A 13,709-nucleotide genomic window follows, 5' to 3' on the forward strand; every position below is an offset into this window, starting at 1 on the left:
AAGAGGGAGAACGAAAATGATCTTGAAGAAATTGATGGCTGCTGCGCTCGTCAGCGGTTTCGTGCTTGCCGCAAACGCCGCTTCCGCCCAGACGGTCGGTCCGTCCGGCGAGACCGCGACGCCGAGTGCCGATGTCGCCTTGAGCGATGCCGATATCGGCGCGCTCAAGGGCAAGGGCTACAAGGCAGCGCTGCTGTGGCACACTTCGTCCGATTTCACCAATGCCGTTTCGGCCGGTGCCAAGGACGAGTTTGCCCGTGCCGGCGTCGAGATCGCGGTGACGACGGATGCCGGCTTCGACGCCGCCCGCCAGCGTAGCGACATCGAGACCGCGCTTGCCGCCAAGCCGAACGTCATCTTGGCGCTGCCGCTCGATCCGGTCACCTCGGCCGAAGCCTTCCGCCAGGCCGTCACCGATGGCAGCAAGCTGGTGTTCCTCTCCAACCTGCCGAGCGGCTACAAGCAGGGCACGGACTATGCCTCGATCGTCACCGACGATCTCTTCCAGATGGGCAAGCAGGCGGCCGATGCGCTGGCAAAGGCGATCGGCGGCAAGGGCAAGGTCGGCTACATCTTCCATGACGCCAGCTACTATGTGACGAACCAGCGCGACCAGGCCTTCAAGTCGACGATCGAGAAGGACTATCCGGATATCAAAATCGTTGCCGAGCAGGGCATCTCCGACCCGGCACGTGCCGAGGAACTGGCAAGCGCGATGCTGCTGCAGAATCCTGATCTCGACGGCATCTACGTGACTTGGGCCGAGCCTGCCGACGGCGTGCTATCCGCCCTGCGCTCGAGCGGCAATACCAAGACCAAGATCGTCACGCTCGATCTTGCCGAACCGGTGGCACTCGACATGGTCAAGGGTGGCAACGTGACGGCGCTCGTCGCCGACAAGGCCTATGAGCTTGGACGCGCCATGGCTGCGACCGGCCTGAAGTCGCTGCTCGGGCAGCAGACGCCGGCCTTCGTCGTTGCTCCGGCGCTGACCGTCACCAAGGAAAACGTCGCGGACGGCTGGAAGCAGTCGCTCAACCGAGATGCGCCGCAGTCGGTGCTCGACGCGGCCAAGTAATCAGGCCGCGAAATAATCCGATGGCCGCCGGGAGAGAGGACGTTTCCGGCGGCACCATCCCAAAGGGAGGCAGAGATGCACAGGGCAGTAATACATTTCGCGTTGCTGGCGACGGTATTTGCCGCAACATCCGGCTTTGCCGCTGACGGCAAGACCACAGGGCCGCATGGCGAGGCGCCGACGCCCGCGAGCAGCCTGACGCTGACGGCGGAGCAGGAACAACAGATCAAGGACGGCAAGTTTACTGCAGCGCTCGTCTGGCACGAGATGAGCGAATACACCAATGCGGTCAATAGCGGCGCTCAGGACGAATTCAAGCGCCTCGGCGTCGAGGTGGTCGCACAGACCGATGCCGGCTTCGATGCCGCCCGTCAGAAGGCGGATGTCGAGACGGTGCTTGCCAAGAAGCCCTCGATCATCCTGTCGCTGCCGGTCGATCCGGCAACGGCTGCCGTGGTCTACGATCCGGCGCGCACCGCGGGTGTGAAGCTCGCCTTCGTCGACAATTCGCCGGCCGGTTACGAACACGGCAAGGACTATGTGACGATCGTCTCGGACGACCTGTTCCAGATGGGCAACAAGGCTGCCATCGCCATGGCGGATGCGCTCGGCGGCAAGGGCAAGCTCGGCTACATCTATCACGACGCCGATTTCTACGTGACCAACCAGCGCGACGGCGCCTTCAAGTCGACGATCGAGCAGGACTATCCTGACATGAAGATCGTTGCCGAGGCCGGCATGGCGGATCCCGCCCGCAGCGAGGAAATCGCGCAAGGCATGATCACCCAGAACCCGGATCTCGACGGCATCTATGTGACCTGGGCGGAGCCGGCACTGAGCGTGCTGTCGACGTTGCGCGGCGCCGGCAACAGCCACACCAAGATCGTGACGCTCGACCTCAACGAACCGGCAGCACTCGACATGGTCAAGGGCGGGAACATCGCAGCGCTCGTCGCCGACGAAGCCTACAATATCGGCGTCACCGCAGCGCGCGCCGCGGCCGGCTCTCTGGTCGGCCAGAAGGCCGAGCCCTTCCTGGTCGTCGACTCGCTTGCAGTCACCAAGGCGACGGTCGCTGATGGCTGGAAAAAGTCTCTGAACAAGGATGTGCCCGCGACGATCGCGGATGCGATGAAGTGATGAAATGATGCCCGCTGCATGTGGGAAACATGCAGCTTCTCATAGTGCTACGGCGACCTTTGCGCGTCTGACCGGACGTGCGGCGTCGTAGTGCAGGGGGAGCATTCCCCCTGCCTTCGGAGGAAGAATAATGTCCAGTGCCCATTCCAGCGCGAGCAGCCAGCCGGCCAGCCTCGTCAGCCGCCTCAACCTGCAGCAATACGTCGTCTATCTCGGCTTCCTGGCGATCTTTCTGTTCTTCGCCATAGTGCTTCGGGACAGCGGCTTTCTGACCGTTCGCAACCTGTCGAACATCATGCTGCAGACGGCACCGGTGACGATCATGGCGATCGGCCTCGTCTTCGTCATGTCGGCCGGCGAGATCGATCTGTCGATCGGCTCGACCGTTGCCGTCTCGGCGCTGGCGGCGGCGGTGACGATCAACGAATACGGCCTGGTGGCCGGCGTCGTCGCCGGTATCGGCGCCGGCGTGCTGGTCGGGCTCCTGAACGGCGCACTGGTCGCCTATGTCAAACTGCCGTCGTTCCTGGTGACGCTGGCAACGCTCGGGCTTTTCGCAGGCGTCTCCCGCTCGATGACGAACCTGCGCTCGATCCCCGTAACCGACAGCACCTTTACCGGCTTCTTCGGCTCGGGCTCGTTCCTCGGTGTTCCCTCATTGATCTGGTGGACGATCGTCGCGGTCGTCTGCGGCCACATCATCTACCGCGAAACCCGCTTCGGTGCCCACGTGCTGGCGACCGGCGACAACAGCCGTGCGGCGAGCGTCTCGGGCATCAGCGTGCCGCGCATCCGGCTCGCCGTGCTTGTCATCAGCGGCGGTCTAGCGGGGCTTGCCGGCCTGCTCTACGCCGGCCGGCTTCAGGCGGCCAAGTATACGCTCGGTGAGACCGATCTGATGACGGTGATTGCCGCCGTCATCGTCGGCGGCACGCTGCTTAACGGCGGCAAGGGTACGATCATTGGTGCGCTCGTCGGCTCGCTGATGATGGGTATGCTCAACAATGGCCTGATCCTGATGGGCCTTTCCGTTTCCGACCAGATGATCGTTCGCGGTCTTATCATCCTCGCCGCGGTCGCCGTGTCGCTGCGCGAAAAGTCCCGCTGAAGGAGGATTTCATGTTTCTCGACGTTTTGCGCCGCCGCAACCCGGCATTCATCGAAGCGGCGATGGCCCTGCACCAGCAGGGCAAGCTCCCGGCAAACGCCTATGTACTCGACCTCGACACGGTCGAGGCCAATGCGGCGATCATGAGCAACGAAGCCCGTCGCCTCGGCCTGAAGATCTTTGCCATGACCAAGCAGGTTGGTCGCTCCAGTTCCTTCTGCGACGCGGTCAAGCGTGGTGGCATCGACCGTTCGGTTGCTGTCGACATGGCCTGCGCCCGCGCCACCCACAGGGCAGGCTTGAAGGTCGGCCATCTCGGCCACCTGCAGCAGGTCGCGCGCCATGAGGCGGCTGCCGCGGCGAAGACTTTCCGGCCCGATTACTGGACGGTCTTCAACGCCGAGAAGGCTGCAGAAGCGGCAGCCGGCGCACATGCCGCCGGCTATCGGCAGGATCTGCTCGCCCGCATCAGGGCGGAAGGCGACACCTTCTACCGCGGCCATGAAGGCGGGTTCGATGCCAGCGACGTTGCTGCGGTTGCCGATCGCCTGGACGGTCTCGCCGGTGGCCGTTTTGCCGGCATCACCACCTTTCCGGCGCTGCTCTTCGATCATGAAAGCCGCAAGGTGAAGCCGACGCACAACCTGGCAACACTCTCGAAAGCGGCCGAGGCGCTGGCCAAGGCCGGGCGCACAGGGATAGAGGTGAATGCACCGGGCACGACCTCCAGCGTCATGCTGCCGGCCCTTGCCGAAGCGGGTGCGACGCAATGCGAGCCGGGCAACGGCCTGCATGGCACCACGGCGCTGCACGTGATGGAAGACCTGCCGGAACTGCCGGCGGTGCTCTATCTCACCGAGGTCTCCCATCTCTCGGGCGGCAAGGCCTATTGCTTCGGCGGCGGTTTCTACATCGACCCGATCTTCCCGGATTACGACGTCAAGGCGATCGTATCGACTGAGCCGACTACGGTTGCATCGGCGCTTCGAAGCGTCGAAGTGCCACCGCCCTCGGCGATCGACTATTATGCGATGATCGACGCCAGTGGACCGACTGCGCCCAAGCCCGGCGATACGGCGGTGTTCGGCTTCCGCGGCCAGGCCTTTGTCACGCGCGCCTATGTCGTCGGCGTGTCGGGCATCTCCAAGGGCGCGCCGAAGGTGGAAACGATCGAAAACGGTTTCGGCGAAACCGCAGCCTGGCCGGTATGAGGGGCGACATCATGAACGCGAACGTTAGTGCTGCAGCAGAGCCGGTCCTGAAGCTGAAGGACATCCGCAAGACTTTCGGCGGCGTCACCGCGATCGAGAATTTCTCGCTGGAGGTCCGTCCGGGCGAGATCGTCGCGCTCGTCGGGGACAACGGCGCCGGCAAGTCGACGCTGATCAAGATCATCTCCGGCGTCTACACGCCGACCTCGGGAACGATCACCATCGAGAACCAGACGGTGGCGATGTCGAACGCCACGATGGCGCGCGCCCATGGCATCGAGGTCGTCTATCAGGATCTGGCACTTGCCGACCAGCAGACGGTCTACATGAACATGTTTCTCGGCCGCGAGCCGGTAAACCGTTTCGGCCTGCTCGACCGTCGCCGGATGATTTCCGAGACGGAGACGCTGGTGAAGGAGCTGGATGTCCGCATCCCCTCGGCCCATGCGACCATCCGCGACCTCTCGGGCGGGCAGCGCCAGGGCGTCGCCATTGCCCGCGCCACCCATTGGGCGAGCAAGCTTATTCTTCTCGACGAACCGACGGCAGCGCTCGGTGTCGCCGAAACAGCAAAGGTCGAGGAGATCGTGGAATCGCTGAAAAGCCGCAACATCGGCGTGCTGATCATCAGCCACAGCCTCGATCAGGTCTTCAAGCTGTCGGATCGCATCTGCGTCCTGCGTCGCGGCAAGCAGATCGGCATTCGCGAGACGGCGAAGACCGACAAGAACGAGATCATCGCGATGATCACCGGGCTTCAGCAACACTGAGTCACAAGACAGCCAGCGCCGCCGCCTGCTCGGGCGGCGCGGCTTTCATGCTCACGGCGCCGCGCCGAAGAAGGTGAGGCGAGTGAAGAGCACGTAGTGCGATTCCGACACCATCAGCGCCACGAAGACCAGCACCAAAAGCGGCGGCAGCAGGATGGCGTAGATCAGCGCTAGCCGCTCCCAGGCCATGTGCATGAAGATCGCCACGATCAGCCCCGCCTTCAGCACCATGAAGATCAGGATCAGCGACCACCTGAGATAGCCCTGCAGCCCGACGTAATCGACGAGGTAGGAAAAGGTGCTGAGCATGAAGAGCAGCAACCAGACGACCAGATAGAGCCCGATCGGGTGCTGCTGGTGCGTTTGGACGTGGCTTTCCGCCTTTGTTGCCGGTGCCGCGTGGGTGTGAACAGTCGTTTCTGTCATGGCCATGCCTCACCAAAGATAGAAGAACGCGAAGATGAAGACCCAGACGAGGTCGACGAAGTGCCAGTAGAGGCCGGTGATCTCGACGATCTCGTAGTGTCCCTTGCGGCTCGTGAAGAATCCGCGCCGTTCGGTTTCGAAATCGCCGCGCCAGACCTTGCGGGCGATGATCAAGAGGAAAATGACGCCGATCGTGACGTGGGTGCCGTGGAACCCGGTGATCATGAAAAAGGTCGAGCCGAATTGGGCAGCACCCCAAGGGTTGCCCCACGGGCGCACACCCTCGGTGATCAGCTTCGTCCACTCGAATGCCTGCATCCCGACGAAGGTGGCGCCGAAAAGGGCGGTCAGTAGCATGAGAAGTGCGGTCTTCTTGCGATCGCGCCGGTAGCCGAAATTGACGGCCATGGCCATTGTGCCGCTCGAGGTGATCAGCACAAAGGTCATGATGGCAATCAGGATCAGCGGCACGTCCGAGCCGCCGATGTGCAGCGCGAAGACCTCGCTCGGATTGGGCCAGGGCACGGCCGTCGACATGCGCGCCGACATGTAGGCGATGAGGAAACAGCCGAAGACGAAGGTGTCGCTCAAGAGGAAGATCCACATCATCGCCTTGCCCCAGGAGACGTTCTTGAACGTCCGCTGGTCCGACGCCCAGTCTGCGGCAAAGCCGGCAAGTCCCGCCGGGCGGTGGAGCGGCTCTCGGACAGGCGAATGTGTCTCGGCGGACATGCCTTGGCTCCTTCAGGTCAAGAGGGATCGGCAGAGCTCGACGAAGTCGTTGGCCCAGCCGGAAAAGAGCGCGTAGAGCACCAGCCATACGGCCAGCATGAAATGCCAGTAGGTGGCGCAGAGCGTGATCGACAGCACGGCCTTTTCGCCCATCGGGCCGGCGCGCGTCTTGACGATGACCCGGGTCAGGGCGAACAGGCCGCCGAGAATGTGCAGGCCATGCATGCCCGAGATCATGTAGAAGAAGCTGTTGGCCGGATTGTCGGCGAGCAGGAAGCCGGCGTCCGTAAGTTCGCGCCAGGCGAAGACCTGGCCGGCGAGGAAGGCGAGACCGGCGGCAAGCGCTGCGATCATCGCCGTGCGGCTCGCCTCGTCACGATGCTGTTCGGCAGTGACGCGGGCCGCATGCAGAAGCAGGCTGCCGAGTGCGAGGATGGCGGTGTTCAGCCACAGGATCTTCGGCATCGGCGTCGACCACCAGTCGGTGGAGGCCATGCGCATGAAGTAGGCGCTGATGAAGAGGGAGAAGAGCGCTGCGACGACGGCAAGGAAGACGCCGAGACCGATTTTTGCTGGCGGGATCGAAGGCCTGCCGAGTGGGCGCGGATCGTGGGCGTGGCCGACCTCCAGCCAGGGTTTCGAGAACAGCCGCTGCCGGCTGAGCCACCAGGCGGTGATCGCGAAGACCACCGCCAGGAAGACGAGGGTGACGTTCATGAGGCACCCTCCGGCGCGTGGCCTACCGGACCCGGCTCAGTTTGCGGAATGAAATCTTCCGCGGCTCCCGGCACGCTGTAGTCATAGGGCCAACGGTAGACGACCGGCAGCTCCTTGCCCCAGTTACCGTGGCGCGGCGGCGTTTCCGGCGTCTGCCATTCGAGCGTCGTTGCCCGCCAGGGATTGCCGCCGGCCTCGCGGCCATGGCGGATGCTCCAGATGAGGTTGAAGAGGAAGACGATCTGGGCGGCACCGACGATCAGCGCCATGATGGTGATGAACTCGTTGAGCGTGTGGGCGGACGCCGGCACGAAGGCAGTCTCGCCCATCTCGTAATAGCGGCGCGGAACACCGATCAGCCCGAGATAGTGCATCGGGAAGAAGATCAGATAGGCGCCGACGAAGGTGACCCAGAAATGGATCTGCCCCATGGCCTGATTGAGCATGCGGCCGGTGATCTTCGGATACCAGTGATAGATCGCCCCGAAGATCACCATGATCGGCGCGACACCCATGACCATGTGGAAGTGGGCGACGACGAACATCGTGTCGGAGAGCGGCACGTCGACGACGACGTTGCCGAGGAACAGACCGGTCAGCCCGCCATTGACGAAGGTGACGATGAAGGCGAGCGCAAAGAGCATTGGCAACGTCAGGTGTATGTCGCCACGCCAGAGCGTCAGGACCCAATTGTAGACCTTGATCGCCGTTGGCACGGCAATGATCAGCGTGGTCGTTGCGAAGAAGAAGCCGAAATAGGGGTTCATGCCGCTGACATACATGTGGTGCGCCCAGACGATGAAGGAGAGCGCGCCGATGATCACGATCGCCCAGACCATCATGCGGTAGCCGAAGATGTTCTTGCGGGCGTGGGTGCTGATGAGATCGGAGACGATGCCGAAGGCGGGAAGCGCCACGATGTAGACCTCCGGATGGCCAAAGAACCAGAAGAGGTGCTGGAACATGATCGGACTGCCGCCGCCATGCTGCAGCTGTTCGCCCATCTCGACGATCGCCGGCATGAAGAAGCTGGTGCCGAGCACCCGGTCGAACAGCATCATGACGCAGGCGACGAAGAGGGCGGGGAAGGCGAGCAGCGCCATCACCGTCGCGGTGAAGATGCCCCAGACGGTGAGCGGCATGCGCATCAGCGTCATGCCGCGCGTGCGCCCCTGGAGCACGGTGACCACGTAGTTGAGCCCGCCCATGGTGAAGCCAATGACGAAGAGGATGAGCGAGGACAGCATCAATATGATGCCCCAGTCCTTGCCGCCGGGCGTTCCGGACAGAACCGCCTGGGGCGGATAGAGCGTCCAGCCGGCGCCGGTCGGCCCGCCCGGCGCAAAGAAGCTGGCGACGAGCACGAGGACGGCGAGCAGATAGAGCCAGTAGCTCAGCATGTTGGCATAGGGAAAGACCATGTCGCGCGCGCCGAGCATCAGCGGGATCAAGTAGTTGCCGAAGCCGCCGAGAAACAGCGCAGTGAGCAGATAGATCACCATGATCATGCCGTGCATGGTGATGAACTGGTAGTAGCGCTCGGCATCGATGAAGGCGAAGGCGCCGGGAAAGCCGAGCTGCAGTCGCATCAGCCAGGAGAGCACCAGGGCGACCATGCCGATGGCGATGGCGGTGGAGGCATATTGCACGGCGATGATCTTGGCATCCTGGCTGAAGACGTAGCGCGTCCACCAGCTATGGGGATGATAGAGCTCCACGTCCTCCACTTCCGCGGGGCCAATCGGTTCGCCCGTGCCTGACCGGATATCGACCATCTGCGAGAACCTCCCAACACCGGATCATCTCGATCCAACGCCTTGAACCTGCAATTCCGCACGTCCAACAATGGAATTGCGTCTCCTCACGAGCGGGATGCGGGCGGATACCGTGAGCACTTTTCCTCATCCCGTTTGGCCGTCGGGGCGCCTCTATTGCGCCGGGGCGGCATTTAATGCCTGCGCCGTTTCCTTCGTCTGCACTCGTGCTTGTGCCTGCAGCTGCGAGAAGGTTTGCTGCTGCGAAAGCCAGGCCTGATAGTCCTCCGCACTGTCGACGACGACGGTGCCGCGCATCTGCGGGTGACCGACGCCGCAAAGCTCGGCGCAGAGCACCTCGAACGTGCCCGTGCGGGTGGGCGTCAGCCAGAAATAGGTGACCATGCCGGGCACCATGTCCATCTTGGCGCGAAACTCCGGCACGTAGAAATCATGCAGCACATCCACGGAGCGCAGCAGCATCTTGACCGGTTTACCGACTTCCAGATGCAATTCACCGCCCTCGATGACCACGTCGTCAAGCGCTGCCGGATCGTTGCGGTTGAGGCCGAGCGAGTTCTCCGGCGTTATGTCGCGGGTCTCGGAGGTCCCAAGCTTGCCGTCGGCGCCGGGGAGCCGGAAGCTCCACAGCCACTGCTGGCCGACGACCTCAACCTGGGCGGCTCCGTCAGGAACGGTCACGAACTGGTGCCAGACGAAAAGGCCGGGCGTGAGCATGGCGGCGACGCCGAGCGTCGTGCCGCCGGCAAGCCACCCTTCGAGCTTGCGGTTTTCCGGTTCATAGGCCGCCCGGTTTCCCGGGCGATGGCGAAAGCGGAGCACGCAATAGGCCATGAAAAGAACCACGGCGACGAAGACGACGCCGGTAATCCAGAAGGTGATGATCAGCGTATTGTCGATGTAACTCCAGTTGGACGCGATCGGTGTCCACCACCACGGGCTCAACAGATGAAACAATACCGATCCGACGGCCAGTAAAACCAGAATAACGACCACGGCCATTTCTGTCCCTCCTCGCCGCTGGCGGCTGTGGGCATGAAGACGCAATCCGTAGATCTCTGCTGCACGTTTTCCTTGGTCGTCGCCGATCCAGGGATGAAAACATGCAGGAATTCAAAGTTCTACAGCGACCTCTCTGCGTCTGGTCAGGCGCGAGGTGCTGTAGATGCAATTATTGCACGAACGTCCAATAGTCGCAATTCGTCGCCTACGTGGCGAGCGGCAGTTGCGTTTCGTCTTTTCAGCCTACTGCGAATACTGCTTGAGATAGGCGAGAAGATTGGAGATGTCCGTGTCGTCCTTCAGCCCGACGAAGGCCATTTTCGTGCCCTTCACCTTGGCCTTGGGATTGTGCAGATAGTCGCGCAACGTCGTCTCGTCCCAGACCAGGCCACCCTTACCGGCATCGACCATAGCCGTGGAGTAGCTGAAGTTGGGATGGGTGCCGGCGGTTCGCCCCAGGACATGGTTGAGTGAGGGTCCGACCTTGTTGGTATCGCTGTCGACGATATGGCATACGGCGCATTTTTTGAAGACCGTGGCTCCGGCCGTGGCATCCCCCTCTTGCGCGAGGGCGGCGAGCGGACAGAGCAAGGTTGTCGAAAAGGCAAGGGCAACAACAAGAATTCGCATGACACTTCCTCAAAATCGCCGGGCGCAGGCAAGGAAGGCTATCGTCAATCTGTCGTTTTGGCGGTGCTTGCTTCTCTTAAGTTGGCGCCACGGCGGTTGATACTTGCGACACCGAAACGGTACGCCTCGTCCTCAGGAAGTCAACCGGCGGAGCCGGCCAGTTCGCCGACGCCGCCTAAATTTTCACCATGGCCGGTGCCGGCAATCAGACGCGATTGCCGTCGGCATCGAAGAAGTGCAGCCGTTCGACGGGCAGGCGCACGGGCAGCGAGCCGGAAACGTTGAGGAACCGGCGGTCGTTGGTAAAGGCCTTGAAGCCGGCGCGGCCGAAGGAAAGGTGCAGGATGATGCCGAAGCCGGTCGGCTCGACCAGGTCGACATTGGCCTTCAGCGCATCCGGGCCTTCGACGCCGATCTCCACATGTTCCGGCCGGATGCCGAGCGTCGCCTTGCCGCCGTCGGCGAGGGCAGGATGCGGCTGAGCCGGGATGACGATGCCACCATCTGTTTCGAAGCGGGGAGCGGTGCCGTTTCGGTAGGTGCCCTCGAAGAAGTTCATGCCGGGCGAGCCGATGAAGCCGGCGACGAAGAGATTGGCCGGCCGGTCGTAGAGGTCGAGCGGGCTGCCGACCTGCTGCACGAAGCCGCCGTTCATGGCGACGATGCGGTCGGCGAGCGTCATGGCCTCGATCTGGTCATGGGTGACGTAGATAGAGGTGGCGCCGAGGTCCTTGTGCAGCTTCTTGATTTCGGCGCGCATCTGTTCACGCAGGCGGGCATCGAGGTTCGACAGCGGCTCGTCGAAGAGAAACGCCTTGGGTTCGCGAACGATGGCGCGGCCCATGGCGACGCGCTGGCGCTGGCCGCCCGAGAGCGCGCGCGGACGGCGTTCGAGCAGCGGATCGAGCCCGAGCTTGGTGGCCGCACCCGAGACGACGCTTGCGATCTTCTCCTTGGCTGTCTTCCGGAGCCTCAGGCTGTAGCTCATATTCTTGGCGACCGACATGTGCGGGTAGAGGGCGTAGGACTGAAACACCATGGCGATGTCTCGGTCCTTCGGCGCCAGCTCGTTGACGCGCTTGCCGGCAATGCGGATCTCGCCCGAAGTGACGCTCTCAAGCCCGGCGATCATGCGCAGAAGCGTGGACTTGCCGCAGCCGGACGGGCCGACGAGCACGACGAACTCGCCGTCGCCGATCTTGAGATCGACGTCGTGCAGGACCGGGTGGATGCCGTAGGATTTCTGGATATTGGCGATATCGATGGAAGCCATGAGAGCAATCCTCAGCCTTTGACCGCGCCGGCCGTGAGGCCCTGGACGAGATAACGTTGAATAAGCAGGAAGAAGAGGCAGGCGGGGATGAGCGCGAGCACGCCGGCGGCCATCATCTGCCCGAAGTCGACGGAGAACTTCGACACGAAGGACAAAAGTCCAACGGGGAAGGTCGCCTGGTCGTTGCCGGAGATCAGCATCAGCGAGAACAGCAGCTCGCTCCAGGCGGCGGTGAAGACGAAGCCGAGCGTGGCGGCGATGCCGGGTAGCGTCAGCGGCAGGATGATCTGGCGGAAGGCGACGAACTGTGTTGCGCCGTCGATCATCGCCGCCTCCTCAAGATCCTTCGGAATGCCGTCGAAGAACGACTGCATCAGGAAGGTGGCGAAGGGCACGTTGAAGGCGGTGTAGACGATGACGAGGCCGGTCAGGCTGTTGGTCAGACCCATCGGCGAGAGGATCTTGAAGATCGGCGCGACCAGCATCACCAGCGGGAACATCTGCGTCAGAAGCATCAGCGCCACCAGCCAGTATTTGCCGCGGAAATTGAAGCGCGACAGGGCATAGCCCGAGAGCGAGGCAAGAATGGTGACGATGACGGCAGTCGAGCCCGAGACGATCAGGCTGTTCTTGAAGAAGACAGGAAAGGCGCTGTGGCGGAGCACGAAGTCGAAGTGCTCGAGGCTGGCGCGCGACGGCCACATCCGAATGCCTTCGGAGTAGAGCAGGTCGTTCGGCGTGACCGCGACCTTCAACAGCCAATAGAGCGGGAAGAGCGCAAACGCGATATAGGCAAGGATTGCCAGCCGGTGCGCGATGGTGAGGAAAAGCGTTTTGGCGCGCATCGGTTCAATCCTTGCTCAGCAGCCATTGGCGCAGGATGACGATCAGCATCGAATAGGCGAGCAGCAGCGCCAGAAGCACGAGCGCGATCGCCGAGGCGTAACCGAAATCCAGCCGCTTGAAGGCCTGGGTGAAGATATAGCTGGCGACGATCTGGGTGCGGTCGGCCGGTCCGCCATTGGTCATGACGATGATCAGGTCGGCGAAGTTGGAGATCCAGACGGTGCGCAACAGAATGGTGATGGCGATCGTCGGCGCCAGGAAGGGGAGCGTGATCGACAGGAATCGCTGGAGCGGGCCGGCGCCGTCGATGCTTGCGGCCTCATAGAGGTCGCGCGGGATCGCCTGGAGGGCGGCAAGCAGCGTGATGGCGAAGAAGGGTATGCCCCACCAGACATTGGCGACGATCGGCCCCCACATGGCAAGCTGCGGGTCGGACAGGATGTTGTGTGGCTCGCTCATGAGGCCGAGCGCGTAGAACCAGTGCGGCAGGGGACCGACGACCGGATTGAACAGCCAGGCCCAGTTGAGGCCGGCAAGGAAGCTCGGCACGGCCCAGGGCAGAAAGACGAGAGCCTGGGCGAGGCCGCGGCCATAGAAAGGTTTATCGAGCAGCAGGGCCAGAATCAGGCCGAAGACGAACTGGAAGAACACAGAGGCGCCGGTCCACCACAGCGTATTGCGCAGCGCCCGGTAGAAGGCCTGATCCTCGGACAGCGCCCGGAAGTGATCGAGGCCGATATAGGCGCCGGAGAACGGGTTCAAGAGCTGGATATCGCGAAAGGCGTAGGAGACGCCGAGCACCAGCGGCACCAGCATCACGGTGACGATCAGGATCAGCGCCGGCGCGCTATAAAGATAGGGTGCGGCGCCATCGGCGATGCGCTTCTTCAGCGGCGTCCTGCTTGCCGGCAGGCCGCTTTGGCGGGCGACATAGGCCATCGATCGAAATTTCCCCTGTGCGGCCGCCGGTTTTTCGGGCGTGCCTCGATTCTAGGTCGGAG

At 62.7% G+C, this 13,709-nt stretch carries 14 protein-coding genes; 5 read left to right on the forward strand and 9 right to left on the reverse strand.

Going from position 1 to position 13,709, the window contains the following annotated elements; all coding sequences use genetic code 11:
• Nucleotides 1-16: 16 nt before the first annotated feature.
• From JVX98_RS26275 to JVX98_RS26295, 5 genes are all read left to right on the forward strand, one after another.
• Nucleotides 17-1,078 (forward strand): substrate-binding domain-containing protein, encoded by a 1,062-nt coding sequence (locus JVX98_RS26275; RefSeq protein ID WP_205237963.1) that lies wholly within the window; start codon nt 17-19, stop codon nt 1,076-1,078.
• Nucleotides 1,079-1,153: 75 nt separating this feature from the next.
• Entirely contained in the window at nt 1,154-2,218 is a 1,065-nt protein-coding gene (locus JVX98_RS26280) for a substrate-binding domain-containing protein (protein ID WP_205237964.1), read from the forward strand.
• Between the two features lie 130 nt (nt 2,219-2,348).
• Nucleotides 2,349-3,326 carry an ABC transporter permease gene (locus JVX98_RS26285; RefSeq protein WP_205237965.1) on the forward strand — a complete coding sequence of 326 codons (978 nt, stop codon included), beginning with the start codon at nt 2,349-2,351 and terminating at the stop codon, nt 3,324-3,326.
• 11 nt (nt 3,327-3,337) lie between these two features.
• Nucleotides 3,338-4,537, forward strand: a complete 1,200-nt coding sequence (locus JVX98_RS26290; RefSeq protein WP_205237966.1) for an alanine racemase — start codon at nt 3,338-3,340, stop codon at nt 4,535-4,537.
• 11 nt (nt 4,538-4,548) lie between these two features.
• Nucleotides 4,549-5,307, forward strand: coding sequence for an ATP-binding cassette domain-containing protein (locus JVX98_RS26295; RefSeq protein WP_104668541.1), 759 nt, complete (start codon nt 4,549-4,551; stop codon nt 5,305-5,307).
• A gap of 51 nt (nt 5,308-5,358) precedes the next feature.
• On the opposite strand, the gene JVX98_RS26300 is transcribed toward JVX98_RS26295, so the two are convergent.
• The 9 genes from JVX98_RS26300 to JVX98_RS26340 all read right to left on the reverse strand — a co-directional run bounded on the left by JVX98_RS26300 (nt 5,359) and on the right by JVX98_RS26340 (nt 13,647).
• Nucleotides 5,359-5,733, reverse strand: a complete 375-nt coding sequence (locus tag JVX98_RS26300) for a cytochrome C oxidase subunit IV family protein (protein WP_205237967.1) — start codon at nt 5,731-5,733, stop codon at nt 5,359-5,361.
• A gap of 9 nt (nt 5,734-5,742) precedes the next feature.
• Nucleotides 5,743-6,465 (reverse strand): heme-copper oxidase subunit III family protein, encoded by a 723-nt coding sequence (locus tag JVX98_RS26305; RefSeq protein ID WP_043611232.1) that lies wholly within the window; start codon nt 6,463-6,465, stop codon nt 5,743-5,745.
• A 12-nt stretch (nt 6,466-6,477) separates the two neighbouring features.
• Nucleotides 6,478-7,182: a cytochrome c oxidase subunit 3 gene (locus JVX98_RS26310; RefSeq protein WP_205237968.1), complete on the reverse strand. Its 705-nt coding sequence runs from the start codon at nt 7,180-7,182 to the stop codon at nt 6,478-6,480.
• Nucleotides 7,179-8,957 (reverse strand): cytochrome c oxidase subunit I, encoded by a 1,779-nt coding sequence (ctaD, locus tag JVX98_RS26315; protein WP_205237970.1) that lies wholly within the window; start codon nt 8,955-8,957, stop codon nt 7,179-7,181. Before ctaD ends, JVX98_RS26310 begins: the two co-directional genes overlap by 4 nt.
• Nucleotides 8,958-9,110: 153 nt before the next feature.
• The gene (locus JVX98_RS26320) at nt 9,111-9,959 is read right to left on the reverse strand and encodes a cytochrome c oxidase subunit II (protein WP_205237971.1); all 849 of its coding nucleotides are present in this window, start codon (nt 9,957-9,959) and stop codon (nt 9,111-9,113) included.
• Nucleotides 9,960-10,202: 243 nt separating this feature from the next.
• The gene (locus JVX98_RS26325) at nt 10,203-10,589 is read right to left on the reverse strand and encodes a cytochrome c family protein (RefSeq protein ID WP_043611241.1); all 387 of its coding nucleotides are present in this window, start codon (nt 10,587-10,589) and stop codon (nt 10,203-10,205) included.
• Between the two features lie 205 nt (nt 10,590-10,794).
• A complete protein-coding gene (locus tag JVX98_RS26330; RefSeq protein ID WP_205237972.1) occupies nt 10,795-11,862 on the reverse strand; it encodes an ABC transporter ATP-binding protein in 1,068 nt (355 codons plus the stop codon).
• Between the two features lie 11 nt (nt 11,863-11,873).
• Complete coding sequence (locus JVX98_RS26335) at nt 11,874-12,707, reverse strand: carbohydrate ABC transporter permease (protein WP_205237973.1); 834 nt, start codon at nt 12,705-12,707, stop codon at nt 11,874-11,876.
• Between the two features lie 4 nt (nt 12,708-12,711).
• Nucleotides 12,712-13,647, reverse strand: coding sequence for a carbohydrate ABC transporter permease (locus JVX98_RS26340; RefSeq protein ID WP_192447115.1), 936 nt, complete (start codon nt 13,645-13,647; stop codon nt 12,712-12,714).
• Nucleotides 13,648-13,709: the final 62 nt, after the last annotated feature.

This window comes from Ensifer sp. PDNC004 (assembly GCF_016919405.1).
Taxonomy (GTDB): domain Bacteria; phylum Pseudomonadota; class Alphaproteobacteria; order Rhizobiales; family Rhizobiaceae; genus Ensifer.

Coding starts and splice junctions, on each gene's coding strand:
- JVX98_RS26275 (WP_205237963.1), top strand. CDS start 17: ATGATCTTGAAGAAATTGATGGCTGCTGCGCTCGTCAGCGGTTTCGTG.
- JVX98_RS26280 (WP_205237964.1), top strand. CDS start 1,154: ATGCACAGGGCAGTAATACATTTCGCGTTGCTGGCGACGGTATTTGCC.
- JVX98_RS26285 (WP_205237965.1), top strand. CDS start 2,349: ATGTCCAGTGCCCATTCCAGCGCGAGCAGCCAGCCGGCCAGCCTCGTC.
- JVX98_RS26290 (WP_205237966.1), top strand. CDS start 3,338: ATGTTTCTCGACGTTTTGCGCCGCCGCAACCCGGCATTCATCGAAGCG.
- JVX98_RS26295 (WP_104668541.1), top strand. CDS start 4,549: ATGAACGCGAACGTTAGTGCTGCAGCAGAGCCGGTCCTGAAGCTGAAG.
- JVX98_RS26300 (WP_205237967.1), bottom strand. CDS start 5,733: ATGACAGAAACGACTGTTCACACCCACGCGGCACCGGCAACAAAGGCG.
- JVX98_RS26305 (WP_043611232.1), bottom strand. CDS start 6,465: ATGTCCGCCGAGACACATTCGCCTGTCCGAGAGCCGCTCCACCGCCCG.
- JVX98_RS26310 (WP_205237968.1), bottom strand. CDS start 7,182: ATGAACGTCACCCTCGTCTTCCTGGCGGTGGTCTTCGCGATCACCGCC.
- ctaD (WP_205237970.1), bottom strand. CDS start 8,957: ATGGTCGATATCCGGTCAGGCACGGGCGAACCGATTGGCCCCGCGGAA.
- JVX98_RS26320 (WP_205237971.1), bottom strand. CDS start 9,959: ATGGCCGTGGTCGTTATTCTGGTTTTACTGGCCGTCGGATCGGTATTG.
- JVX98_RS26325 (WP_043611241.1), bottom strand. CDS start 10,589: ATGCGAATTCTTGTTGTTGCCCTTGCCTTTTCGACAACCTTGCTCTGT.
- JVX98_RS26330 (WP_205237972.1), bottom strand. CDS start 11,862: ATGGCTTCCATCGATATCGCCAATATCCAGAAATCCTACGGCATCCAC.
- JVX98_RS26335 (WP_205237973.1), bottom strand. CDS start 12,707: ATGCGCGCCAAAACGCTTTTCCTCACCATCGCGCACCGGCTGGCAATC.
- JVX98_RS26340 (WP_192447115.1), bottom strand. CDS start 13,647: ATGGCCTATGTCGCCCGCCAAAGCGGCCTGCCGGCAAGCAGGACGCCG.